Annotated in this window: 19 protein-coding genes; 9 read left to right on the top strand and 10 right to left on the bottom strand. The window is 71.8% G+C overall.

The features are described 5' to 3' along the window. The first annotated feature begins 20 nt into the window (after window positions 1-20). Complete coding sequence (locus NBZ85_RS03575) at window positions 21-413, top strand: RidA family protein (RefSeq protein WP_261554826.1); 393 nt, start codon at window positions 21-23, stop codon at window positions 411-413. 13 nt (window positions 414-426) lie between these two features. Here NBZ85_RS03575 and NBZ85_RS03570 read toward each other — a convergent pair whose 3' ends face one another. Together NBZ85_RS03570 and NBZ85_RS03565 are read right to left on the bottom strand one after the other, a co-directional pair. Then, window positions 427-786 carry a hypothetical protein gene (locus NBZ85_RS03570; RefSeq protein ID WP_261554827.1) on the bottom strand — a complete coding sequence of 120 codons (360 nt, stop codon included), beginning with the start codon at window positions 784-786 and terminating at the stop codon, window positions 427-429. Between the two features lie 70 nt (window positions 787-856). Further along, window positions 857-2,761: a glycoside hydrolase family 15 protein gene (locus NBZ85_RS03565; protein WP_261554828.1), complete on the bottom strand. Its 1,905-nt coding sequence runs from the start codon at window positions 2,759-2,761 to the stop codon at window positions 857-859. Window positions 2,762-2,986: 225 nt separating this feature from the next. Between NBZ85_RS03565 and NBZ85_RS03560 the strand changes: the two genes are divergently transcribed. Next, on the top strand, window positions 2,987-3,478 hold the full coding sequence (locus NBZ85_RS03560) for a PH domain-containing protein (protein WP_261554829.1): 492 nt from the start codon (window positions 2,987-2,989) through the stop codon (window positions 3,476-3,478). 17 nt (window positions 3,479-3,495) lie between these two features. On the opposite strand, the gene NBZ85_RS03555 is transcribed toward NBZ85_RS03560, so the two are convergent. Then, window positions 3,496-4,476 carry a rhomboid family intramembrane serine protease gene (locus NBZ85_RS03555; protein ID WP_261554830.1) on the bottom strand — a complete coding sequence of 327 codons (981 nt, stop codon included), beginning with the start codon at window positions 4,474-4,476 and terminating at the stop codon, window positions 3,496-3,498. Window positions 4,477-4,599: 123 nt separating this feature from the next. Then, window positions 4,600-5,127, bottom strand: a complete 528-nt coding sequence (locus NBZ85_RS03550) for a peptidylprolyl isomerase (protein ID WP_261554831.1) — start codon at window positions 5,125-5,127, stop codon at window positions 4,600-4,602. Between the two features lie 282 nt (window positions 5,128-5,409). On the opposite strand from NBZ85_RS03550, the gene NBZ85_RS03545 reads away from it, so the two are divergent. Then, a complete protein-coding gene (locus tag NBZ85_RS03545; protein WP_261554832.1) occupies window positions 5,410-6,183 on the top strand; it encodes a basic helix-loop-helix domain-containing protein in 774 nt (257 codons plus the stop codon). 74 nt (window positions 6,184-6,257) lie between these two features. Here the strand turns inward: NBZ85_RS03545 and NBZ85_RS03540 are convergent, their stop codons facing one another. Then, window positions 6,258-7,994, bottom strand: a complete 1,737-nt coding sequence (locus NBZ85_RS03540; RefSeq protein WP_261554833.1) for an FAD-dependent oxidoreductase — start codon at window positions 7,992-7,994, stop codon at window positions 6,258-6,260. Between the two features lie 173 nt (window positions 7,995-8,167). Beyond that, a complete protein-coding gene (locus NBZ85_RS03535) occupies window positions 8,168-9,760 on the bottom strand; it encodes a hypothetical protein (RefSeq protein ID WP_261554834.1) in 1,593 nt (530 codons plus the stop codon). Between the two features lie 1,560 nt (window positions 9,761-11,320). On the opposite strand from NBZ85_RS03535, the gene NBZ85_RS03530 reads away from it, so the two are divergent. Next, window positions 11,321-12,178: a universal stress protein gene (locus tag NBZ85_RS03530; RefSeq protein WP_261554835.1), complete on the top strand. Its 858-nt coding sequence runs from the start codon at window positions 11,321-11,323 to the stop codon at window positions 12,176-12,178. A gap of 7 nt (window positions 12,179-12,185) precedes the next feature. On the opposite strand, the gene NBZ85_RS03525 is transcribed toward NBZ85_RS03530, so the two are convergent. Continuing rightward, window positions 12,186-13,982: a C2 family cysteine protease gene (locus tag NBZ85_RS03525; RefSeq protein WP_261561512.1), complete on the bottom strand. Its 1,797-nt coding sequence runs from the start codon at window positions 13,980-13,982 to the stop codon at window positions 12,186-12,188. A 199-nt stretch (window positions 13,983-14,181) separates the two neighbouring features. Between NBZ85_RS03525 and NBZ85_RS03520 the strand changes: the two genes are divergently transcribed. After that, complete coding sequence (locus NBZ85_RS03520; RefSeq protein WP_261554837.1) at window positions 14,182-15,402, top strand: acetyl-CoA C-acetyltransferase; 1,221 nt, start codon at window positions 14,182-14,184, stop codon at window positions 15,400-15,402. 18 nt (window positions 15,403-15,420) lie between these two features. On the opposite strand, the gene NBZ85_RS03515 is transcribed toward NBZ85_RS03520, so the two are convergent. Continuing rightward, on the bottom strand, window positions 15,421-16,575 hold the full coding sequence (locus NBZ85_RS03515; RefSeq protein ID WP_261554838.1) for a phosphatase PAP2 family protein: 1,155 nt from the start codon (window positions 16,573-16,575) through the stop codon (window positions 15,421-15,423). A 725-nt stretch (window positions 16,576-17,300) separates the two neighbouring features. Here NBZ85_RS03515 and NBZ85_RS33680 point away from each other — a divergent pair. The 3 genes from NBZ85_RS33680 (at window position 17,301) to ahcY (ending at window position 22,168) form a co-directional block, all read left to right on the top strand. Next, complete coding sequence (locus tag NBZ85_RS33680) at window positions 17,301-17,858, top strand: DUF1918 domain-containing protein (protein ID WP_308205158.1); 558 nt, start codon at window positions 17,301-17,303, stop codon at window positions 17,856-17,858. 34 nt (window positions 17,859-17,892) lie between these two features. Next, window positions 17,893-20,490, top strand: coding sequence for an efflux RND transporter permease subunit (locus NBZ85_RS03505; protein WP_261554839.1), 2,598 nt, complete (start codon window positions 17,893-17,895; stop codon window positions 20,488-20,490). Between the two features lie 241 nt (window positions 20,491-20,731). Further along, window positions 20,732-22,168, top strand: coding sequence for an adenosylhomocysteinase (gene ahcY / locus NBZ85_RS03500; RefSeq protein ID WP_261554840.1), 1,437 nt, complete (start codon window positions 20,732-20,734; stop codon window positions 22,166-22,168). A gap of 137 nt (window positions 22,169-22,305) precedes the next feature. On the opposite strand, the gene NBZ85_RS03495 is transcribed toward ahcY, so the two are convergent. Together NBZ85_RS03495 and NBZ85_RS03490 are read right to left on the bottom strand one after the other, a co-directional pair. Beyond that, a complete protein-coding gene (locus tag NBZ85_RS03495; RefSeq protein WP_261561511.1) occupies window positions 22,306-22,842 on the bottom strand; it encodes a hypothetical protein in 537 nt (178 codons plus the stop codon). A 300-nt stretch (window positions 22,843-23,142) separates the two neighbouring features. Further along, on the bottom strand, window positions 23,143-24,204 hold the full coding sequence (locus NBZ85_RS03490) for a GNAT family N-acetyltransferase (RefSeq protein WP_261561510.1): 1,062 nt from the start codon (window positions 24,202-24,204) through the stop codon (window positions 23,143-23,145). Between the two features lie 396 nt (window positions 24,205-24,600). On the opposite strand from NBZ85_RS03490, the gene NBZ85_RS03485 reads away from it, so the two are divergent. Next, window positions 24,601-25,029: N-acetylmuramoyl-L-alanine amidase (locus tag NBZ85_RS03485; RefSeq protein ID WP_261561509.1), on the top strand; the 429-nt coding region annotated here is incomplete at its 3' end.

Raw genomic sequence — 25,029 nt, 5'->3', positions numbered from 1 at the left:
TACTGACGAAAAGCGACCGCATGCATACCGATCGTCAGCTCATTGCCGGGACGTCCCCGTTCGAGACGACCATCGGGTTCTCCCGGGCCGTTCGGGCCGGTGACCGGGTGTTCGTCAGCGGTACGGGCCCGATCTGGCCGGACGGGACGGTGGCCACGGCCGCTCAGGCGCAGGCCCGGCGCTGCTTCGAGCTCATCGGCGCCGCGCTGGTGCAGGCCGGGGCGGGCCTGCATGACGTCACTCGCACCCGCATGTTCCTCACCGGCGCCCAGCACGCCGCAGCGGTGGGCGCGGTCCACCGGGAGCTGTTTGCGGAGATCCGCCCGGCCGCCACCATGATCATCGTCGGCGGTCTGCTCGACGAGCGTTGGGTCGTCGAGGTCGAAGCCGAGGCCGTAATCGGGATTCGGTAGCGCGGCGGTTGGGTCAGCGGGCGAGGACCGCGGCGCGCAGCCGGGAAACGGTGCTCTCGGCGTCGGCGGTGGCGACGATCAGCCGGCGAAACTCCCCGCCCGGCCGGACCTCGACGACAACCGCCGGCCGGCCCCGGTAGACGGCGGCGAAGTCCTTGCCGTCCCGGGAACGCCAGGTGCCGAGCACGATCACACGGGGGATGCCGGTCCCCGGCAGCCGCCATCCACAGAGCTCGGTGAACGGTTCCGGTGCTGGGCGGACATCGAGAACCTCGTCGAGGGACACCGAGACATCGCCGCGTAGCGCGCCAAGCCGCTCCAACCCGCTCATAACGACCTCGACCCGCTTGTCCCTGACCTCCAGGCTTGCCACGCCCCCACGTTAGTGCCACAACCACCATCGATGCCCCGAATACGGCCGAGACAGGTCGGCGGCCGCACAGTCAGGTCGACGGGGACGGGCGGGCGTAGGCTTCGGCGTCCTCTGCCCGGATCACGTACATGACGGCGTTGATGAGCGCCAGGTGGGTGAACGCCTGCGGGAAGTTGCCGAGATGGCGGCCGCTGTTCGGGTCGATCTCCTCGGCATAGAGGTCCAGCGGACTGGCCAGGCTGAGCAGCCGCTCACACAGCTGGCGGGCCCGGGTCAGCTCGCCGATCTCGACCAGCGCCGACACCAGCCAGAACGAGCAGATCAGGAAGGCGCCCTCCGCCCCGGCAATGCCGTCGTCGGTCTCCTCGGTGCGGTAGCGCAGCACCAGGCCGTCCTCGGTCAGCTCGTCGGCGATCGCAAGAACGGTCGCCTTCACGCGTTCGTCCGACGCGGGCAGGAATCCCAGCAGCGGTATCAGCAGCAGCGAGGCGTCCAGCGCCTTCGACCCGTAGTACTGGGTGAACACGCCGCGATGGTCGACGCCGGAGTCGCAGACCTCCGCATGGATCTCCTCGGCGATCGCCTGCCACCGCGCGGCCGTCAACGTGTCGCCACGCATCTGCGCGAGCCGGCGGCCGCGGTCCAGCGCCACCCAGCACATCATCTTCGACACGGTGAAGTGCTGCGGCGCCCCGCGCACCTCCCACATCCCACAGTCGGGCTCCTGCCAGTGCGACGCGGCCGCCTCGACGAGGCGTTCCAGCACCGGCCACAGCCGCTCGGAAAGGTAGTCGCGCGACTTGGTGTGCAGGTAGACCGAGTCCAGCACGACTCCCCACACGTCGTGCTGGCGTTGCAGCGCGGCGGCGTTGCCGACCCGGACCGGCGAGGCGCCCTCGTAGCCGGAGAGGTGCCCGAGGATCTCCTCGTCGATCCTCGGTTCGCCGCCGACCCGGTACATCACCTGGATGTCCTCGTCGTGCTCGGCGACGTCGGCGATGAACGAGAAGAAGTCGTTGGCCTCGTAGTCCAGCCCCAGGGTGTACAGGCCCCACAGGGCGAAGGTGGAGTCCCGCAGCCAGCTGTACCGGTAGTCCCAGTTCCGCTCGCCGCGTGGCGTCTCCGGCAGCGAGGTGGTGGCCGCGGCCAGCAGGGCGCCGGTCGGCGCGTAGGTCAGGCCTTTCAGCGCCAGCGCGCTGCGCTGCAGGTGACGCCGCCAGGGATGGTCGGGGAACATCCCGCGCGAGAGCCACTGCCGCCAGAACTCGGTCGTGCGGTCCACGGCGACGCAGGCCTGCAGGTAGGTGTCCGGCAGCAGCGGCTCCTCGGGGCGCCAGGTCAGGGCGACGAACGCCGTGTCACCCTCCCGCAGGGTGGTGCGGGCCAGGGCGCGCCGGCCGTCGAAGCCCAACCGCAGGTCGGTACGCAGCCGCAGCGTGATGTTGCTGCCCGAATGGGAGATCACGCCAGCGGAGTAGTCGTCCTCCTCGTACTCCCAGGACTCGGCGTGGCGGCCGTAGTCGAAGTTCGGTTCGCAGACGAGGCTGAGGTCGACCGTGCCGTGCTCGCAGCGGGCGAGCCGCAGCAGCACGTGGTCGGCGTCCCAGTCGCTGGGGGTCCGCCGGTGGGTGTTGGAGCGCTTGTGGGTGCGGTGCCAGCGGCCGACGACCAGGCAGTCGGTGACGATGAGCCAGCCGTTCGGCGTCTGCCAGGTCGTCTCGAGAATGTTCGTCCCGGGCAGGTAGCGGCGTCCGGCCGGGATCTGTGTGCGGTCGGGGCCGAACCGGAAGCCGCCCGCCGAGCGGTCCAGCACCGAACCGAAGACGCTGGGCGCGTCCGGCCGCGGCACACACATCCATTCGACGTTCCCGCTGGGTGCCACGAGGCACGTCGTCTCGCAGTCGGACAGGAATCCGTACTCGGCGATCGGCGGGAACGGGCTGCCCCCGCTGCGCCGCACCGGCGAATGTGCCACCCTTACCCCCTGATCACGATCTGCCACGGCATCCCTCACGCCATCGCCCACCTCACCGAGATCAGCACAATGAGTGCTGATGAGATAGCGAATAGTAGCCGCTATCCAGCATGGTGCAAGCATCCTGGCCATCCGGCAACTCGGCGTCGATCTCCGCGTCGATCTCCATCGCCCCGCCGACCCGCGGCGGCCGTGGGCCGGGGCGCGATGTGGTTGCGTGGTGGGGTGACCGAGCAGCCCACCGGGTCCGGGGAACCGCCTTTCGCCGACTTTTCGCCGATGTCCGCCGCCTGGTCGCCGCCGCTGTGGCGGGTCGGGCTTTACGCCCTCGCCGGCGTGGCGGCGGCGCTGGTGGCCGCCGTCGGCCCGCTCGCGCAGCGGGTCGGCTCGCTCGACGCCGCCGGTCGGCTACTCGTCGGCGTGCTCGCCGCCGGCCTGGGCACGCTCGCGCTACGCGACCTGCTCGCCCGGCCGACCCTGCGGGTCTCCCCCGCCGGGCTCGACCTCGTCGACGGCCTGCGCCGCCGGCACCTGCCGTGGGCGGCGGTGCTGCGGGTACGCGCCGCCACCCTCACCCACAACCGGCGCGCGGTGCACCTGCGCACCCTGGAGGTGGAGACGATTGACGGCCCCATCCTGCTGACCCGCCGCCAGCTCGGCACCGATCCCGGCCCGGTCGCCGAGCGCGTCGAGGAGATCCGGCTCCGGCTGGGCTGACCGGCCGCGGTGGGCTACTAGACCAGGGCCGAGGACTTGGCGACTGCGGCGACGAGCAGCAGCGCGATCATCCCGACGACGCCGCCCGCCTGCGCCCACGCGCGGCGCGGCGGAACGTAGGCGTAGATCAGGCCGATGATCAGGCCGGTCGCGAGCCCACCCAGGTGGCCCCACTTGTCGATGCTGCTGAACGAGAAGGTGATCAGCAGGTTGATCCCGAGCACGACGAGGATCTGCCGCGAATCGACTCGCAGCCGGCGGGCGATGACGTAGTAGGCCGCGAAGAAGGCGAAGATCGCGGTGGAAGCGCCGACCGAGGCCGTGTGAAGGCCGCCGAGCAGGTAGCTCAACGTGTTCCCACCGACCGCGCCGGCCACGAACAGGCCCAGGTACCGGGCCCGGCCGAGGATCGCCTCCAGCTGGAAGCCCAGCAGGTACAGCGCGTACATGTTGAACAGGATGTGGAGCACGCCCGCGTGCAGGAAGGCGGCGGTGAGCAGCCGGTAGTACTGGTCGTCCGCCGCGATCCGGAAACCGATCATCGCGAAGTCGTCGGTGAACCGGTTGCTGGTGTCGTCGCCGGTGAGCCCGGGCGCTCCCTGAAGGATGTAGGAGACGACGCACAGCCCGATGAGGATCTGGGTGACCAACCCCTGCCGGGCGAGCTGCGCCCGGCCGCCGAGGGTGGTGCGCGGCTCGCGCTCGCGCGGGGCGATCCGCTCGCCTTCCGCGCGGCCCTCCTCCGGGCAGTGGAACCCGACCGACGCCGGCCGCATGCAGTCCGGGCAGATCGGCCGGCTGCAGCGTTGGCAGGAAACGTACGTTTCCCGGTCGGGATGGCGGTAGCAGTGCGGGATCGACGGCGAATGGGCCCCGGGCGGCGGGGTCCAGCCCGCATGGCCGCCCGGTGGGCCGATGGTGGGCCGCCAACCCGCCGCGGCTGGCCCGGAGCCCGCATCACCCGCGGGCCCGGCCGGCTCCGGCGGCGGCTGGGTCATCGCCCGACCCCGTGAGCGCGACCGGGTCGAACACGCCGTGGCGGGCACAACCGGCCGGCCGACGGCACGTCCAGAGCTCTCAAGGTCGTACTCCCCGGGGTCGGGTCCCGCCGGTCGGACCGGTCAGGCCGGCCGACGGTCGATGACGATCTCCTGGATCACGATGTCGGACTTCGGGCGGTCCTGCGCGGCGGTCGGCGCCTTGGCGATCGCGTCGACGACGTCGGTGCCCCGGGTCACCTCGCCGAAGATGGTGTGCTTGCGGTTGAGCCAGTCGGTGGGGGCGACCGTGACGAAGAACTGCGAGCCGTTCGTGCCCGGCCCGGCGTTCGCCATCGCGAGCAGGTAGGGCTTGCTGAACGTCAGGTCGGGGTGGAACTCGTCGGCGAACTGGTAGCCCGGGCCACCGCGGCCGGAGCCCAGCGGGTCACCGCCCTGGATCATGAAGTTCGGGATGACCCGATGGAAGACCGTCCCGGTGTACAGCGGGATCCCGGTCTTCTTGTCGCCGCTCGCCGGGTCCGTCCAGTCCTGCGTCCCCGTCGCCAGCCCGACGAAGTTGCGGACGGTCTTGGGAGCGTGATCGGGGAACAGACGGATCTCGATATCCCCCTGAGTCGTCCGCAACGTCGCGTACAGCTCCTCGGCCATGAGCCTCTCTTCTCTTCAGGTCTGGGTAGATGTCGGGTCAGACGGCGCCCGAGCCGGACCCGATCGTATGCGCAGGGCGCAGCCCGCGTTCCGCACCGCCCGCATCCGCACACGCCCGCCCGAGACAGGCCTCGGTACAGCCCAGGCATGTGACGCAGGTCGGCCTGACACACCTGCAGGGGTTCGGCGCGTTGGAGAGGGCCGCCAACGGGGTACGGCACACTGCACAGATCTTGTCCGCCCGCGATCCCCCGCCACACCTCGGCTCCAGGGAAGGACGCCATGAGCACGACGTTGAAGGACCGCATTTCGCACGTCACCGACACCGCGCCGGTCAGCGGGCTCTCCGACACCGCGAAGCACGCCGCCGACCGGGCCGGCACCGTCGCCCACCGCGCGGCGAGCATCGCCGGGGACACCGCCGGCACCGCCGCGTCGGTCACCCGGGACGCCGGGGTGACGGTGGCCCACCGGATCTCCGACGTCTCCGGGTCCGCGACCCGCGGCGGGTCCTCCACCCAGCGCGCCGCCGGCAAGGCGGCCGGGAAGGCCGCGGGGAAGGCCGTCGCCGTCTCCGGACGGGCCGGCCGGCGGATCGAGAAGGCCCGGTCCCAGGCGGAGCTGTCCGCCGAGCGGGCCCGCGCCGCCGCCGAGCTGCGCACGGAGCGGCAGCGCTCGCGCCGCGCCGTGGCCAACGAGACCAAGACGCGCCTACAGGCCGACAAGGCCCAGGAGATCCTGGAGAAGCGGCTGGCCAAGACCGAAGGCAAGCTCGCCAAGGTGCACCGTCGGCGCCGACGCGGCCTGCTGACGCTCACCCTCCTCGGGGCGGGTGCGGCGGGCACCGTCGCGGTGCGCCGCTACCTCACGCAGCAGAACACCTCGACGGTCACCGCCGAGCCGGCACCGATCGGCAGCACGACCGGCTCCGCCGCGGCCGCCGACCGGGCAAGTGGTCGCGACTCCTTCGACGACCGCCTGTCGACCTCGACGACCGGCCTGGAGGAGATGCCGGGCGTCGACACGACGCTCGGCGAGCCCAGCCGCCCCCGCTGACGAGCACGGCGACGGTCAGCGGCCGCTCTCGGCGGCCCTGACCGGGGCGCGGCGCAGGCGGAACCGGCGACCGGTCAACGGCGCGACACCGAAGCCGGTTCGCCGATGCGGTAGGCCCCCGGGGCGTGCCCCGGCACCGCCGGGCGGATCGGCGGGCAGGGGTCGACCCGCCGGTAGGGCCGGCCCAGCGGCGGTCGGGGATCCGGCTCCCCCTTGTTCGGCCAGAACGACATGGCCCGTTCGGCCTGCGCGGTGATGGTCAGCGACGGGTTCGCCCCGAGGTTCGCCGAGATCGCCGCGCCGTCGACCACGTGCAGGCCCTCGTACCCGAAGACCCGCTGGTAGGGATCGATCACCCCGGTGGGCGAGTCCGCGCCGATCGGCGCGCCGCCGAGGATGTGCGCGGTCATCGGGATGTTGGCGATCTCACCGACAGAACCGCCCGGGTAGCCGCCTATCCGCGCCGCGATCCGGCGGACGGCGTCGTTGCCCTCCGGGATCCACGACGGACTCGGCTCGCCGTGGCCCTGCCGGCTGGTCAGCCAGCGCAGGCCGAAGGGGCCGCGGCGCAGGTTCACGGTCAGCGAGTTGTCGCGGGACTGCATCACCAGGGCGATCATGGTCCGTTCCGACCAGCGCCAGGGCAACACCATGGCCAGCGCATGGTGCGGGCGGACCAGCAGCTCCCACAGGTACTTCAGCCAGCGCGGCGCCCGGCCACCACCATCCGTCATCGTGGCGCTGATCAGGGCCATCAGGTTGCTGCCCCGGCCGTAGCGGACGGGCTCGACGTGGGTCTGCCCGTTCGGGTAGAACGACGAGGTGATCGCCACCCCGCGGGCGACCCGACGGTCCGGGCGGAATCGCGCCGCGCCGAGGATCGACTCGGAGTTTGTCCGGGTGAGCTCGCCGAGCCGAGGCGACAGGGCAGGCAGGTCGCCGCGCTCGCGCGACGACAGCAGCAGGCGCTGGGTTCCGAGAGTACCGGCGGCGAAGATGACCTGCCCCGCGGTCAGCGTCCGCCGCCCGCGCCGGGGCAGACCCGGCGTCCGGGCCATGTCGACCTCGTATCCACCGCCCGGCCGCGGGCGGACGGCGGTGACCGTCGTGTCGGACAGAACCCGCGCGCCCGCCTGCTCGGCGAGGAACAGATAGTTGCGATCCAGGGTGTTCTTCGCCCCCCGCCGGCAACCGGTCATGCACTCGCCGCATTCGACACAGCCCGTGCGGCTGGGCCCGGCCCCGCCGAAGTACGGATCGGGTACTCCGACGCCCGGCTCCTGCCGGCCGTCACGACCGAAGAAGACCCCGACCTGTGCCGGCGCAAAGCTCGGGCCGACGCCCATCTCGTCCGCGACCGCGTGGAACACCTCGTCGGCGTAGGTCGTCGTCGGGTTCGGGGTCACCCCGAGCATCCGTTCGGCCTGCTCGAAGAACGGCGCCAGCTCAGCTCGCCAGTCGGTGATGCCGCGCCACTGCGGGTCGGTGTAGAAGGCGTCGAGCGGCCGGTACAGGGTGTTCGCGTAGACGACCGACCCGCCGCCGACCGCCGTCCCGGACAACACGATGACCCGACCCAGCCAGGTGATCTTCTGGATGCCGTGGCAGCCCAGCCGCGGCAGCCACAGGTACCGGCGAATGTGCCAGTTGTTGCGCGGCAGCGCCTGCGGGCTGAACCGGCGACCCGCCTCGACGACGAGGACCCGGTAGCCCTTTTCCACGAGGCGCAACGCGCTGACACTGCCTCCGAAGCCACTGCCGACCACGATCACGTCCGCGTCGTGCCCACCGCCGGATCCGCCTGCTGCCATGCCCGTCACCTGCCGCCGTCGACGCCGGCCTCCCATGATGAGCCACCGACCGGCCTGTGCAACACCGTTCGCCGTGCGCGATCCGCCGCCGCGCCGCCACCGAATGCGTCAGACCGCACCGGGACTCGTCTGGGCCCTGCCGGAACACGTCCAGGCCGGCCCCCGCATCTTGATCAGGCCGCACCGTCGGCAGCCTGCTGCTGTTCCCGCAGCTGGGCCTCCCGCGCCACCCGGGCAGCTCGTTCGATGGCCTCGAGGGGCGGCCGCGGGATCTCCACGGGCGGCGTCCCGGACTCCGCCGCCGCGGAGCGCTTCGGCTCGGTCACGGCCGGCCGACCAGCGCTGCGGCCCGCCCTGCCAGAGCGGGTGAGCCGGCCCCTGGGGGCAGGAGCCGACGGCGACTTCCGCTCGTCGGCCCGGCGATCCCGGCAGGAGATGCACTCGCAGTCCGTCGAAGCCCGCGGCAGACGGTCAAGGCGCCAGGACAGGTTGTCGACCTCGTCGCCGTCCCCGACCAGCACCCCGGTCTGGATGATGTGGACGAGGTGCAGGGCCAGCGTGACCGGATCCCAGTTGTCTTCCTCGAAGATGACCCGCAACTTGCCGAAGATCGCCATGAAGTCCGAGGTCGGACGGCGCATCGCGGTCCCCAGGACATTGATCACCTGACTGGCGGCGAAGATGATCGGATCGGGCGGCGGCGGAGGCAGCGGAACCGTGGGCGCCGAGGCCTCATCCGCCAGAGCCTCATCATCCGCCAGAGCCTCATCCGCGGTCGGCTCGTTCACCATCGGCCGGTCCGCCGCCGGGCCGCCCGCCGGGGGCTGCTCCGCGGGCGCCTGGTGCACTGCGGCCTGATCCGCAGGCTTCTGCTGCTGGGCAGCGGCGGGAACCTCATCGGCAAAAGACGAGTACGCGCCGACATCAGGTGCCGCATCCGACGGAGCCGCCGCGGGTGGCCCGGCGAAGATCGGGTCGGTCGCCGCCGGCGCGGGAGCAGCGGGGGCCTCGTGGTGCGCCGGCGCACCTACGTCACCGGTGCCAGGCTCGCCCGGCGTAGCGGGCGCGTCCGTCGGCAGGATCGGGTAGTCCGCGCGACGCCGGTCCTCGGAGCCCTGGTGGGCGTCCGGATGCTGGTGGGCGTCCGGGTAGGAAGGGCCACGGTCGCGCGACGGTACGAGGTCGACGACGAAGCCGCCGGCCCGGTCCTGCGTCTCGCTGCCCCTGGTCGGCGTGGCGCGGGTGCGGCGCCGCGGGGCGCCCTGCCGGTGGGAACCGGCGTGGCTGCGGCGCTCTTGGCGGCGGCCCGGCTCGCGCGAGGATTCCGCGGCGCTGCCGGCCCCGCCACGCGCCTGCTCGGTCGACTCGACCAGGCGCACCAGACCGGCCTGCACCATCGAGTCGGGGATGCTCAGGGCGAACCGGGTCGTCCGCCCGGCGGCCGGCCGCGCCACCGTGGTCAGCCAACCCTGCCTGCGCAGCAGGGAAACCTGCCGCTGCACGTGGGTTCGGCTGTAGCCGGTCTCCTCTCGCAGCGTGACCAGCCCGGGGCCGGTCACCGCCGCCCCGGCGGGGAGGAACTCCGGTGCCTCGGCGACATGGCTCGCCAGGGTGCACGCGACGAGTTTCGCCGCGGAGGGCATGGATGCGCGTAACACGGCCCGTTGCCATCCGCTGCGATCGGCGATCAGGGTTCCCGGCTCCTGCGCCGCCTGAACCGAAACCAGAGCACCGGGGAGGGTGAGCTGGATCGTGTCCGACGACACATGCCTCCTTCCCCCGATTGGATCACTTGATGCTGGCGGACTGCCCGGACCCGATGGGGTCACGGCCGGCCGTCCGGGGATCAGCCCCACCGGAACGGGCTCGGTGGGGCGAGAGCGCGTCGACGTCTGTTCAGGCACCGTACTCCGCACCGGGTCAAGCGGCTCCTGTGGAGGGCCACCACGGTCACATGAAGAGGACATGACTCCATCACCGCCGTTGGGTAGTCGTGGTGTGACAGAAACATCAAACATCGCCTGACTGCTGCAAAGCAAAAAGATGAGGATGCGGCCACGAAAGGGCCACACCTAACCATCCGCAGAGCAATTTTGAGCAGCCGAAAAATTCAGCGAATTGCGCCTCCCACGACAACCGGGCATCGCTTTGATCTGTTTCTGCTATCACGGCCACGGGTTTTCCGATGACGTAACTGAAGTTAGGGCCGGAAATTCGCCTTCGGGGCCGCACCCACGCCCGGCGGCGCGCCCGGACTGGTTCACCCCGCCGCCGGTGGTCCACCCGGCATCCTCTCGAGCCGCCCACCGTCCCAGTCCGCCCGCGGGCCACCGCCCCGACCGCGGCCGCACTCGGAACGGGCCCCGACGCGGCGCGTGCCGCCGAATCACGCCACCCCGCCGGAAGCGCGCAGCTGCCGGAGCGGCCCATTCACCGGATGCGCTCCCTGCCGCGCTCCCGACGCCGCCGGGAGCCGCACGGGCCGGCCGCGGCCCCGGACCGCCACCGGCGACGGCGCAGCGGCGGGGGGCGGGGCGGCGACGGCGATGCCCGTGGCGCCGACGGGCGGGAATGCAGACACCGAACAGACACATTCCACGGACGACCCGGGCCGCGAAGGCCGAGTCGATCCTCTGCCACCGGACGAGCCCGCCACCCGGCAGCGCCGCGGATTTCAGCGAGCGGTGAGCCGAAGCCCTTCCGAACAAGCCGATATATCTTTGCGCGACCTTGCCGATAATTCCCGCGTCGCTTCACCACGTCGCCGGCACCCGACCCAGCCGGGGAACCGCGCGACGACCACCGACCGACAGCGACGGCCGAAGCTGATCGATACGTCAATGCCAGGAATACGGGACGGGGCACGGCAGGCAACGTCCGGTTGCACCCGGTGACGAATGCCAATCGGTCACACCGGGGATTCGCGTTCAACCCGGGATGGAAGGAGCTGAAGCCAGCATGGATCATTGCCAGATCGCGGCCAGCCGAGGCGATCACGGGTCAGGAGGAACCCCTCCTGCCCAACCCCGCCTCATGACCCGCCACGTTTCCCGCTGACAGGTGGGACGAACAGGTCTCGGGTAGCGCGAGCCCGGCGGCAACCCACGGTGGAACCACCCCGGCGGGACGCCGCCCGGCTTCCTCCCGTTTTGTCTCTCCGGACGGCCGGAAAACGGCGGTCCGCACCATCGGGCCCATCTGTTCGGCTATGGAGGCACCACGCCGCCCGCCGGGCCCGTTCGCCGGGGGTTCCCCATGAGCGGGCGGGGTACTTCCACTGTGCTTCCACGGACGCGGCGCCACCGGGGCGGCGAAGGAGGCAGCAGATGGCCGACATCGTGGTCGGGGTCGACGGCTCACCCGGCTCCCGCGCGGCGTTGTGTTGGGGATTCGACGAGGCCGAGCTGCACGGCTGCGGGCTTCGGGCCGTCGTCGGGATCGGGCGCGGCGGCGCGGCGCGCCCGGAGGAGGCAGACGGCCTGGCCGAGAAGGCCGCTCACCTGTTGCACGAGACGGTCACCGCCGCGACTCCGGCCGAATCCTCGGTCTCGGTAATCGAGGAGGTCGTGGATCGGCCCGGAGCGGAGGCCCTGCTCACCGTGGGGCACGATGCCCGCATGATCGTGGTCGGGGCCCGCGGGCGGGGCCTGTTGCACCGGCTACGGGTCGGCTCGGTCAGCACCTCGGTGGCCGTGCACTCGCCGGCGCCGGCGGTGATCGCCCGCGGTGTCGGCCCGGCGTCGCCTCCGGGCCGCCCGGCGCAGGCGGTGGCCGTGGGCGTGGATGGCTCCCCGAACTCGCTCGCCGCCCTGGTGTGGGCCGCTGCGGAGGCCGACCGGCGCGGGGTCGCGCTCATCGCCGTGCATGCCTGGCTCGCGGCCATCCCGTTCCCCTTCGCCGAGGCGCCCGGGGAGATCATCCAGGCGCTGGAGGAACAGGCCCAGGCCACGCTCGATGACGCCATCGCCAAGGTGCGCGACGCCTTGCCCGCCCGGCTCGACCTGCGACGCCGGGTGGTGCCGGACTCACCGGCCCAGGCGCTGCTCGCTGCCGGCCGGGAGTGCGACCTCGTCGTCGTCGGCGCCCGCGGCCATGGCGGGTTCGCCGAACTGTTGCTGGGTTCGGTGAGCCATCAATGCATGATCCACAGCGCGGCCTCTGTCGCGATCATCCGCGGGCGGTAGTCGACCGTCACCGGGTGGAACCGTGCACCACCGCATGCACGTCTGTGACGACCTGCGACCAGGCATACCACCGCACGTTGTCCTCGCCCGGCGCTGGATCCCAGGGATTGCGCAGCAGCACCCGCCCCCGCGCGGCATCCACCGCCAGCACCGGGTAGGCGTGGGCGGCGACGAGGCCGCCGGGCCTGGTTCGAGTCCGGGTGGTGAGCACGACGACCTCGCCCCGGTCGAGCAGGGTCATGAGGTCCACGACGCTTGTGGCGCGGGCGGCTCGCCGGCTCACCGGCAGCCCGGTGAGGGTCCGCAGGGCGGCCGCGGCGCTGCCGAAGGCGATCGCGGGGTATCCGCCGCGCAGGCGGGCGTACGCCTTCTCGTAGAGCGCCGGCCAGAGCTCGGGCTGGCCGGCGGCGTTGTCGCCGTCCATCGCGATCTCCTGGACGGCCTCGCCACGCCCGCTCCCACCGTCGAGGGGCACGGATGCGGTGACCCGGCGGGCGGGCAGCGTCGCGGTAACCGTCACGTCGGCGGTCGCGCCCGAGCCTGGGGAGAAGGTGATCGTGACGGTGCCGTTGGGGTTGCGCCGGAGCCGTTCGGTGAGCAGCGCGGGATCCTGCCGCGCGAGGCCGATCAGCGCCGCGGCGAGGTAGCAGTCGGCGACGGCGCCCTGCCCCACGTCGTCTGGATCGGCGCCGTCGCGCACGATGGCGTCCCCGGAACGATCGACGCCGAGCACCGGCCCCGGCCGCTGGCCGCCGGCGGCCAGCGGGGCGGCGGGTTCGAGCCATGGCAACGCGCGTACCAGCTCGCCGAGCAGGTCCGTCGGCGCTCCGGCGAGCAGATCGTCGGCGAGGCCCGCGAGTTCGACTGCGGCGCGTACCGCCCCCGGCTTCGGCGTGTCGGCCAGCCGCGCGGCCATCGCGGCGAGGACGGTCAACGGGCCGCCCCGCAGCAGCCCGATCACCCCCGCGCGGGCCGGAGCCGGTAGAGCCGCCAGCCGCGCCCGGATCGCGCGCAGCCGTTTGACGCCGGGGACATGCGGCGCGGAGTCCGATCCGGGATCGAACAGGGCCAGCAGTCCCGCCGCCACCGCCAGGCTCGCCGTTGCCGCGGGTCGAGCGCCGGGCGTCCGGCCAATCCGTTCGGGTGGATCGCTCGGACCGGCGCGGCGCAGGGCGATCGGCGCCGCGGCGAGCCGGGATATCCGCAGCTCGAGGTCGGCGGCGGCATCCGGGGCCTCGACAGCTACGAGCCGCAGTCCGCGGCAGGCCGCCCCGCACATCCCGGCGGGCGCGCCCATCCGCGCCATGGCCCGGTCGGCCTCGCCGAGAACGACGGCCACCTCGCGGCCGAGCGCCGCCGCTCCAGCCGCGGCCGCGCGCAGGCGCGCGGCGAGGACGCCCAGCAGGACCGGATCGAAGCGAACCGCCGCGCCGCCGAGTCCTGCGGCCGGCGACCCAGGCGGCTCAAGCGACCCGGACGGCACACGCGACCCGGACGGCACACCCGACGAAGACGATCCGGCGCAGACGGCCACGGGCCACGGGGCTCGGGCAGGCGGCGGCCAGCCGGCCGCGAGCCGGTCGAGCAGTGCGGCCCGGGCGCCCAGCGCCTCGGCATCCGCGTCGAGAGCCACCCGCCAGACGTGCATGCGATCGTCCAGGCGGGCGCGCAGGGGCGAGCTCCCCGCGTCCACGCTCCGGACTCCGGTCAGCACCGCAGCCACCCGCATGGCGAGCCGGCGCAGCGCGGCGGCGTGGTGGCACAGGTCGCCGGCCGGCCCGGCCAGCGCCGCGGCGCCGCCCATCGGTGCAGGTCCCTCGCGCATCCACCCGCCCGTCCGGCTCGGTCGATCCCGATGATCAGGGTAACCCGCGCGGCCGGCATCGCCGCGCCGGCCACGCGGCCGCGACCGAGGACCCCGCACCGCGCTAGAGTTTGATCATTTAGCTGGCAGTGCCCCGCGATCAACCGACCGCGGCGCCGAGCCTTCAGGAGGGCCGACCGTGACCGAGGCCGTCGTCGTCGCCGCCGCCCGCTCGCCGATCGGTCGGGCCTTCAAGGGCACGCTGCGGGAGCTGCGGGCCGACGATCTCGCCGCGACGATCATCCTGGCTGCTCTCGACCAGGTTCCGATGCTGGACCCCACCGAGATCGACGATCTGATCCTCGGCTGCGGGCTGCCAGGCGGGGAGCAGGGACACAACATCGGCCGAGTCGTCGCGGTCAGTCTCGGCCTCGACGGCGTGCCGGGCACGACCGTCTCCCGGTACTGCGCGTCGTCTCTGCAGGCGATCCGGATGGCGATGCACGCGATCCGCGCCGGGGAGGGGGACGTGTTCGTCGCCGCCGGGGTCGAGGTCGTCAGCAGTTTCGTCAAGGGCAACAGCGACAGCCTGCCCGACACCCAGAACCCCAGCTACGCCGGCGCCCAGGCGCGCACCGCAGCGCTGGCCGCCGCGGGCTCCCCGCGGTGGATCGATCCCCGCCGCAGGGGCGAGCTGCCCGACGTCTACATGGCGATGGGTCAGACGGCGGAGAACGTCGCGCAGCTCACCGGGGTGAGTCGCGCCGAGCAGGACGAGTACGCCTACCGGTCGCAGAACCTCGCCGCGCAGGCCATCGCCGCCGGCTTCTACAAACGGGAGCTCACTGCGGTCCGGCTCCCCGACGGCACGGTCGTCGACGCCGACGACGGACCCCGGCCGGGCACGACGATCGAGGCCCTCGCCGCACTCCCGCCGGTCTTCCGGCCCGACGGCACGGTGACCGCGGGCAACGCCTGCCCGCTCAACGACGGTGCGGCGGCGGTCGTCGTGATGAGTGACACCAGGGCTCGTGAGCTGGGCGTCACCCCGCTGGCCCGGATCGTCTCCACCGGTGTCAGCGCGCTGTCCCCCGAGATCATGGGCCTCGCCCCGGTCGAGGCGTCCCGGCAGGCGCTCGCCCGGGCCGGGATGACGATCGACGACGTGGACCTCGTCGAGCTCAACGAAGCGTTCGCGGCGCAGGTCATCCCGACCTACCGCGAGCTCGGCGTCGAACTCGCGCGGCTGAACGTGCACGGTGGCGCGATCGCGTTGGGGCACCCGTTCGGCATGACCGGCGCGAGGATGATGACCACCCTGATCAACGGGTTGCGCGCCACCGACGCGACCATCGGGTTGGAAACGATGTGCAGCGGCGGGGGCCAGGGAATGGCGCTCGTCCTGGAGCGGCTGTCCTGACCCGTCAGGTGCCGGAGCTCACGACGGCGCCCCCCGGGCGTCGCCCGCGGGTGCACCACCGCCACCGGGATCGCCGGGGGCCTCGGCCGCGGCCCGCTGAGGTGGAGCGGCACGGGGAGCACCCCCTGCCGACGTGTCGGGGACAGCCAGCGTGCCAGAAACGGTCGGCGTATCAGGGACGACGGCCGCGCCGGAGACAACGGCCGCGCCGGAGACGGTTGAGGAGTCCGCTCTGGCGCGCGGCATCTCGGTAACGGCCCGGCCGGCGGCCCCTGGATGATCGCCGGTAACGACGCCGAGCGACGGCCCGCACGCCATCGCCGTGGCGGGCAGCGCCCGGACCGGCAGCCGGCACGCGATGGCCCACAGCCGCAGCCGGGCCTGGACCTCCGGCCGGGTGAGCTGGACCGCGGCCACGACCAGGCCGCCGCCGATGATGCCGTCGAGCCAGTAGTGGTTCGCCGTGATGACCACGACGATGGTCGTGGTGATCGGATGCAGGATGGCGAGCCATCGAGCTCGCATGCGCAGGATGGTGATCACCCCCCAGGCCTCCAGGATCGACCAACCGATGTGCAGGCTCGGCATCGCCGCGTACTGGTTGGCGACGGTGTCGTGCGGCCCATAGGGCGACGGCCCGAACACCGCCCCGGTGTCGACGAGCTTCACTCCGGGCACCAACCGCGGCAGGAATCGGGGGGGCGCCAGCGGGTAGGCGATGTGAATCAGCAACGCGGCGCCGGTCGACGCCATGATGACCGTCCGCACCCGGCGCCAGGCCGGCCGCTGAAAGATCAGCACCCAGAGCAGAAAGGTGATCGCCGCGGGGAAGTGCACCACGACGTAGAAGCGGTTCGCGAACTCCAGAAGATGGCTGGAGTGCAGCGCGAGGGACTGGAAGGACGACTCGCTCGGCAGGTCGAACAGGCGCTCGAGGTGCCAGACGCGCTTCGCGTGGTGCAGGGCCTCGACCTCCCGGCCGACGGCGTAGTGCCGGCCCAGCCCGTAGAGCCAGTACAACGAGCCCAGCAGAACTACCTGACTCAGGATGAAGGCGCTGTTACGCAACGCCCCGACCGCCCGACCAGGTCGATCGCCCCGGCCAGAGCCCCGGGCCACCGCGGCCGGCCGGACCGGCGCCCCCAGCAGGGTCTGGCCCGTCGTGCTCACCATGAGCAGTCTCGAACCATATCCGCCTCCCATGACGACACTTCCCGTTAACCCATCCATCGTTCTTACCGACCGATCGGTAAGGAAGGCCGAGAAAGAGATGTGAGATAGGGCTCAGTCCCGAAACTCTTCTCGACATCTCACGCTGGGTCGCCTAGCTGTCCCGGCCGTGGAACCGACGACGGACGAATGATCACCTGTCCCAGCTGCCTTACCCGCAGATTAACAACAGGGAACCCACTACCTTCATTTTCGCAACAGGTAGCCCCCAGTCCGGCCTACCGCTCACTTCATGACATCCGCCGCACTAGGCAATTGGCACCATCCGGTCGCCCGCGCTGTCCGGTCGCCCGCGCTGTCCGGTCGCCCGCGCTCCCCACTCGCCCGCGCTCCCCACTCCCCGCTGCCCGGGTCGTCGACCGTCTCCCGCCGAGCGGAACCCAGGCTGGTGCACGGGCATCCGCCACCGGCTCCCAGCCGTACCGTGCGCCAGCCGGTCGCCGCAGCTGGCGTAGGCCCGGACAACCCGGGCAACCGCGGCGGGTGCAACCGGACAGGGACCCCCGTACTCCCGGCGGTGCTGTGATCCCCGCCGCTCGCCTCGTTCGGATCGGCTGCGACTTCGATGATCTCCCGGGCTTCCGGTCAGCCGGGCCGTCGGCACTGTGTCTCGCAGACAGTGCAGGTGCACGCCATCGGTCACCACAGCGGCAGAGAGGTTGACCGCCATGATGTCCGCGTCCGTCGGGGACAGGGGCGTCGTCCATGGCCACACCGTGGGCAGCCCGCAGCGACACGGCGCCATGATCGAGATCGGCGGTGTCGACGGTGGTCCACCATTCGTCGTTCGATGGGGCGACGGGCACGAGGGGCCGTTCTTCCCGAGCTGCGCCCCCCGTCGAGTTCCGCGCCACCCGGCAGCCGGTCCGGATCTGACCGTCGCCGTCGGCGGTCGGCCCGCCATCCGCCCGCCATCCGCCGGCCGACCGCCGACGATGCGGCCGCGCACTGGCACCATCGGGCAACGCACGGGGGAGGCACGGGGGAGGCGCGGGGCCGCTCCCAGCCCGCCCGTTCATACGACCACCTACAGGCCGAACGAGGGTCGCCTTGAAGGCATCGCGTCTATGAGGCGTCGAGACCTCCGCCGCCGATTACGCAATGTGCCCCCTCGGTTTCATTCGGAAGCTCCAAAAAGATCAACGTCCGAGCTACTCCCCTCGAATGTGATCTACGCTATACACCGAGGGATGCAGCCCTCAGACCGACCGGTCACTTTGCGTTGATCCGGAGGCCAAAGAAGACTCCGGAGCGTGCCCGATGCCGCCAAGCACCATGCCAGCCGACAATCCGACGAGCCGTCCTGACCCGACCGACCGCACGAGCTCGTCCGACGGGGATCCCGCCGGTCCCTTTTCCCGGAACCTGACCGGTCCACGGGCGCACGGGCCCGCCGAACCACCGGACGGCCCGGGCGGGCGCTGGCGGGCACTCGTCGCACGCAACGGTCGGCGTTCCGGTGTCGTCGCCGTCGTGGCCCTGCTCGTCACGCTCGTCCTCGGCTACGGGTTGAACCGGCTGGAGTTCACCACCGGCCAGGACAACTACCTCAACAGCGATTCCCAGGTGGCCCGGGACAACGTCGACTACCAGTCGTTGTTCGGCGGTCAGGCGATGCTCACCCTGTTCACGATCGAGCGTGGTGCCGACGCCGACGACCTGTTCACCCCGCACAACATCGAGCAGTTCCGGGCCCTGCAGACCGAACTCGACGCCGATCCGCGGATCCAGTCGGTGATCACTCCGCTGACCGCGCTGGAGTTCACCGACAAGCTGGTCCGCAGCAGTACCGGTAACGTCCTCGACAGCCCAGCCGCGAAGATGCTCCTGGGCGCCCAGAGTCGCGACCCGGATCCGGGCTCGGCACAGCGCCGCCTCGGCGACTCGCTGGCCACCCTGAAGCGGATGCAGGCGATCCCCGAGGCGCAGCGGACGTTCGCCAACCCGGCCTGGGTCGACTTCCTGCTCCACGACAACACCGGAGCGATCCGCAAGTCGCTGCGGCCGTTCTTCCCGACCGCGTCGACCGCCCAGATGGTCACCCGGCTGGAGGGCAACGCCTCGCTGGACGCCGAGGGCGAGGGCGCGCGGATCGTCGAGCGGGCCACGTCCGGCCTGCGGTTCGACCACGCGACGGCGATGACCACCGGCGCCGCCGTCCTGCTCCGGGACATCAACAACTACCTCCGCGGCGGTTTCCTCACCCTCGGCGTCATCTCGCTGGCGCTGATGGCCGGACTGCTGGTCGTCGCGTTCAAGGTGCGCTGGCGGCTGCTGCCCCTCGGGGCCGTCGGAGTCGGGCTCATCTGGGCCTTCGGCCTCGCCGGGTACATCGGCGTGCCGCTGTCCGTGGTGACCATCGCCGGCCTGCCCGTCCTGCTCGGCGTCGGCATCGACTTCGCCGTGCAGCTCCACAGTCGGGTCGAGGAGGAAGCCCAGCTCGACCGGGCCGGCAACCCGGTGGCGGCGGCGCTGGCGGGGCTGTTGCCGGCGCTGGCGCTGGCCACCGTCGCCGCCGTGCTCGCCTTCCTGGCCCTGGAGTTCAGCCAGGTTCCGATGATCCGCGACTTCGGCACGCTGCTCGCCCTCGGGCTGCCGGTCATCGTCATCGCGACGGTGCTGCTGCTCACCGCGTCGCTGACCACGCGGGAACGGCGCCGGCCCACGCCGCCGAAGGACTACACCCACGGCCCGCTGGGTCGCACCGTCATCCGGCTGGGCGCCCTGCCGCGGATCACCGTGATCCCGCTCGCCGTGGCCGCCGTGGCGATCTTCGTCGGCGGGATCTTCGCGGACGACCGGTTGACGATCCAGACCGACCCCGAGAAGTGGGTCGACCAGCAGAGCCAGGTGATCAAGAACATCAACACGCTGCGGGCGAGCACCGGTTCGGCCAGCGAGCTCGGCATTTTCGTCCAGTCGCGCGACGTGTTCGACGACAGGACGGCGGCCTTCGTCGGCAGGTTCGCCAACGCACAGCTCGCGGCTCACCCCGATGACCTGTTGGACGCCTCCAGCCTGGTGACGACCATCAGCTACATGATGGAGGTGCCGAACACCACCCTCGTGATGCCGACCGGCGCGGACATCCGGCTCGCCTACCAGGTGGCGCCGCCCGACATCCAGCGCGCCATGGTCAACCGCGAGCACCAGGCGCTGAACCTCGTCTTCCGGACCGGCTCCGGGTCGCTGGAACGCCAGGCCGGCGTCGTCGACGGCATCCGCGACCACGTCCGCCCCCCGGCCGGCATCAGCGCCACCCCGTCGGGGCTGGCCGTCGTCGGCACCGGGCTGCTGGACAACTTCGCCAAGAACCGGGTCGAGCTGACGTACTACGCCCTGGCCGCGGTGTTCGTCCTGCTCGTGCTGTACAACCGCGGCCTGGTGCGGGCAGTGCTGTCGGTGGTGCCGGTACTGATCGCGGTGGGGCTCAGTTCGATCATCGCCCTGCTGATCGGGGTCGACCTGAGCCCGCTCACGGCGGTCAGCGGCCCGCTGATCATCGCGCTGTGCACGGAGTTCACGACCCTGCTCGTGCTACGCCATCTGGAGGAACGCCGCCGGGGCCTGGGGCCGCTCGAGGCGGTCGAGGCGGCCGCGGCCCGCACCGGGCGGGCCTTCCTCGTCTCCGCGCTGGCCGCCGTGATCGGCGTCGCCGCGCTGGCGTTCAGTTCACTTCCGCTGCTGCGGGACTTCGGCCTGCTGGTCGCCCTGAACGTTGCCGTCGCCCTGCTGTCCGCGCTGGTCGTCCTGCCTCCGCTGCTGGTCTGGGCCGACGAGCGGGGTTGGGTGCACCGCCGCGGCCCCGCCAGCACCACCGGGACGGCGAGATCGGATAAAAGGCGCGTAAGCGGATAAGCAACTCCGCAGAAGGCCGGTGTCGCCCGGCCGCCCGTCGCGCCTCGCGCCGGCACGGACGCGGCCGGCGACGATGGCACAGGGCCGGCCCGGGTCTTCGTTCCCCTGCCCGTATGTGGCACGCTCAGGAAACGTGTTCCCGGGCCGGCGCATCACGGCCACCGCCGCCGGCGGGTGGTTCCCGGGACTACCGCACCCGCCACGCAGGCTCGGCAGCCGCCCGAGCGTCGAAGGAGAAGGCATGAGTTTCGACTTCAAGGTCGCGGATCTCGCGTTGGCCGAATTCGGCCGCAAGGAGATCCGTCTTGCCGAGCACGAGATGCCCGGCCTGATGGCCACCCGGGCGGAGTACGCGGCCAGCCAGCCGCTGCGGGGCGCCCGCATCATGGGCTCCCTGCACATGACGATCCAGACCGCGGTCCTCATCGAGACCCTGGTGGCGCTCGGCGCCGATGTCCGCTGGGTCTCCTGCAACATCTTCTCCACCCAGGACCACGCGGCCGCCGCGATCGTCCTCGGGCCGAACGGCACCAAGGACGACCCGCAGGGCGTGCCGGTCTTCGCCTGGAAGGGCGAGACCCTCGAGGAGTACTGGTGGTGCACCGACCAGGCGCTGGCCTGGCCGGACGGCGGCACGCCGAACATGATTCTCGACGACGGCGGCGACGCGACCCTGCTCGTCCACAAGGGCGCGCAGTTCGAGACGGCCGGCGCGGTCCCGGCGACCGACTCCTCGGACAGCGAGGAGTACGCGATCGTCCTGGAGACGCTGCGCCGCACCATCGCCGAGAAGCCCGGCCGGTGGACCGAGACGGCGCAGAACATCAAGGGCGTCACCGAGGAGACCACCACCGGCGTCCACCGTCTCTACGAGATGGCCAAGGCCGGCACGCTCGCCTTCCCGGCGATCAACGTCAACGACTCGGTGACGAAGTCGAAGTTCGACAACAAGTACGGCTGCCGGCACTCGGTCATCGACGGCCTCAACCGCGCCACCGACGTACTCATCGGCGGGAAGGTCGCCGTGGTCTGCGGCTACGGCGACGTGGGCAAGGGCTGCGCGGACGCGCTGCGCGGCCAGGGTGCCCGGGTCATCGTCACCGAGATCGACCCGATCTGTGCCCTGCAGGCCGCCATGGACGGCTTCCAGGTCACCGTGCTCGAGGACGTCGTCGGGATCGCCGACATCTTCGTCAGCACCACCGGCAACTTCAACATCATCACCGCCGCCCACATGGCCGCGATGAAGCATCAGGCGATCGTGTCGAACATCGGGCACTTCGACAACGAGATCGACATGGCCGGCCTGACGAAGACCGCGGACATCGAGAAGATCAACATCAAGCCGCAGGTCGACGAGTGGGTGTTCCCGGACGGCCACTCGATCATCGTGCTCGCCGAGGGCCGGCTGATGAACCTCGGCTGCGCGACCGGCCACCCGAGCTTCGTGATGTCGAACAGCTTCACCAACCAGGTGATCGCCCAGATCGAGCTGTTCACCAAGACCGAGAGCTACCCGGTCGGCGTCTACGTGCTGCCCAAGCACCTCGACGAGAAGGTCGCCCGGCTCCATCTCGACGCGCTCGGCGTGAAGCTCACCGAACTGACCAAGCAGCAGGCTGACTACATCGGCGTGCCGGTCGAGGGTCCCTACAAGGCCGACCACTACCGCTACTAGTGGCCACCCCCGTCAGGGACCGTTCCACCGAAGATGATCAGGGTCGCCGCGGCGACCTGGCGTAGGGCTGCCCGCTCGGCGCCGGGCGGGCAGCCCTACGCCGTCATGCCGCCCGCGCGCCGCCGGGCCGCGCCCGCTCAGCGCTGCGTGGACGACCAGCAGACCGCCGTCCACGCAGGGTCGCTGGTGTCCACCAGGTCGTACCAGCCATCCGGCAGGTAGGTCCCCCAGGTCACCGGCGGCCCGTCGACACCGCTGCCGGCCTCGGCGGCGGCAGGGCGCGGCACTGCGAAGGTCGCCTCACCACCCGGGCAGCCCTGATGCTCGAATCGGAACGTGGGCTCGCCCGCGCTGGTCCCGCGACCGGCCTCGGTCCGGCACAGCAGCGCCGTCGACGGCCGCCAGAACGTCGCGATGTGGGCGTAGTAACCGGCCTCGAGCCAGGTCGCACCGGACGCCGGCGCACCGTCCGACGCCGGCACGCTGACCTCGCTGACCTGGCCGGACGGGCAGCTCGCCCAGACCACGCCGCCGGCCCGGGCAACCCCGGCACCGGCCACGGCGAGCAGTCCGGCCAGGGCGACCGTGGCGCCGGCGGCCGCGAGGGTCGCGCGGGCCGGCCAGGATCCGCGGGAGTAGCGGCCCCGCCGTCGCGAGTCTGCGGCATACGGCATTGAATGCCTCCTTCTCGAACCCGGTCGCGAACGACCGTGAACCGCCTGCACGGGATCGGAACACCCGTTCCACGATTTGGTCCGGGATTCCCGTAAATAAAACAGCAATAGCCCGCCAGCATAGCGGTAGTTGGTGAGACGTTGGGATTTCGTTCGCCTGAGCCCCCGAGCCCCCGATGCCGGCCCGTCCGGCCGCCGACCGCCCCTTCCTTGTCTTTCCACCGGGACGAATCGGGCGCGCGGGCCGGTGGAAAGGCGAGGAAGGTTCGGCGTCCTCGGCCACGGTCGGTCGGGTCGACCTCAGATGCCGGCCGCAGTCGGCAGTTCGTTCAGCGGGGGCAGCAGGCGGCAGAACTCGATTTCGATCGTCGCCGAGAGGTCGTCCAGGTCGCGCCGGCGACCAGTGGCCGTATAGCCCAGCCGCCGGTACAGCCGGTGAGCGTCGGTGAACCGTGTGTCGGTCCACAGCCGCATCTGTCGCGCGTCCCACCGCCGGGCCTCGCGCTCGGCCCGTCGCACCAGGGCCGTTCCCATCCCCCGGCGGCGGGCGGCTGCGGCCACGTACAGCGTCTTCAGCTCGGCCCAGCCGGCCCGCTCGGATGCCTCGGCTCGCTCGAATGCGGCCGGGAAACCCGTCGCCGGCCGGTCCCACACCGCCACGCTGCCGAGCACCCCGCCGGCCGGCCCTGCCATCGCGGCCGGCCCGATCCGGTCGGCCGGGACCACCCACAAGGCTCGAGCGGGCTCCCCCGCGGTTGCCGCATGGGCCGTTCCGGGGGCCCGCAGCCACGGTTCCTCGGCGTCGACGTCGAGGACGCAGCCCGGGTACTGCGCCCATGCGCCCGCGATCAGGTCCTGGAGGGCGACGGCGTCGGAGTCCTGCGCCCGCCGCAGGCCGGGGAGCAGCTCGCGGCGCATCCACACGTGCTCGATGCCCGCCTCGACGTCGGGCTCGCCGATCGGCCGGTAACCCTGGCGGGCGTAGAAGTCCGCCACCCTCGTCTGGGCGTGCAGCTCCACGGCCGGCAGGCCACGCTCCCCCGCCCGGCCTTCCAGGGCCGCGGTGACCAGCCGGCCCAAGCCCCGACCGCGCCAGGCGGCGGCGACGGCGACCCGCCCGATGACCCCCACCGGCTCCACGCTCGACTGGCGGGGCCCCTGGTCAAGCAGGCGGGCCGTGGCCACCGCTCGACCGTCGGCGGCCAGGACGACGGCATGGTCCGCGGTGGCGTCGAGGCCGTCGTGCTCCAGGTCCGGCGGCACGCCCTGTTCCCGGACGAAGACCTCGTAGCGCAGGTCGAGCGCGGCCCGCGGCGGCGTCCCCGCGACCACGGTGACGGTGTCGACCGGACGCCCGCTCACCGGCGGCTGGTCCGATCGGGGGACGCGGCGGCCAGGTCCGGACATAGGCCGGCAGTCTAGGCGTCGCGGCCGGCAGACGGCTGGCGGGCGAGTCCGAGGGCCCGGGCCCTCGGACGGGGCGATCCGGCCCGCAGCGGCCTCGCCCAGCCGGTCCACCGAGGCAGGTTTCCGTGGGCGGCACGTCCGGGCATCCTGCCCGATACGGACCGACAACCACGGACCCGGCATCACGACCATCCCGGTGCGCCGGGTAGAAAGCAGGACTGTACCGGTCAGCGCCGGCCATCATCGGTCGGCACGGACTATTGACCGCACGAAGAGGAAGCGGCCCGGAATCGTGATTTTCCAGACGAGGACCTGTCGTGACGACGCGTGCGCACCGGAGGACCGCTGACGATGACGCCGACCCTCTACCCGCCGGCCCGACTACGGCCGGTGCGGAACACCTCCGGCCTGATGATCCAGCCGACTCGCGGACTCATCGCGCACGTCCAGGTCGGCACCGGATCGTTGTTCGGCTGGTTCGACAACGCTGCCAGCCAGGTCAGCTCCCATCTGTGGCTGTCCAGAAACGGTGACTTCGAGCAGTATGTTCCGTTTGACCAGCGGGCCTGGGCGCAGGCAGCCGGGAATCCGTACTGGATCTCCTGCGAATGCGAGGGGTACGAGACCGAGGACTACACACCGGTACAAATCACCAGGCTGGCCGAGCTGTTCAACTGGGGTATGCGGGAGTTCGGCTGGAAAGGAGAGATCACCGACTCGCCGAACGGATATGGCCTCGGCACCCACCGGATGGGCGGGCAGGCATGGGGCGGGCATAGT

The sequence above is a fragment of the Frankia tisae genome, assembly GCF_025403405.1.
GTDB lineage: Bacteria > Actinomycetota > Actinomycetes > Frankiales > Frankiaceae > Frankia > Frankia tisai.
Note: the sequence above shows the minus strand (reverse complement) of the source record. Positions and strands in the feature narration are given on the sequence as shown.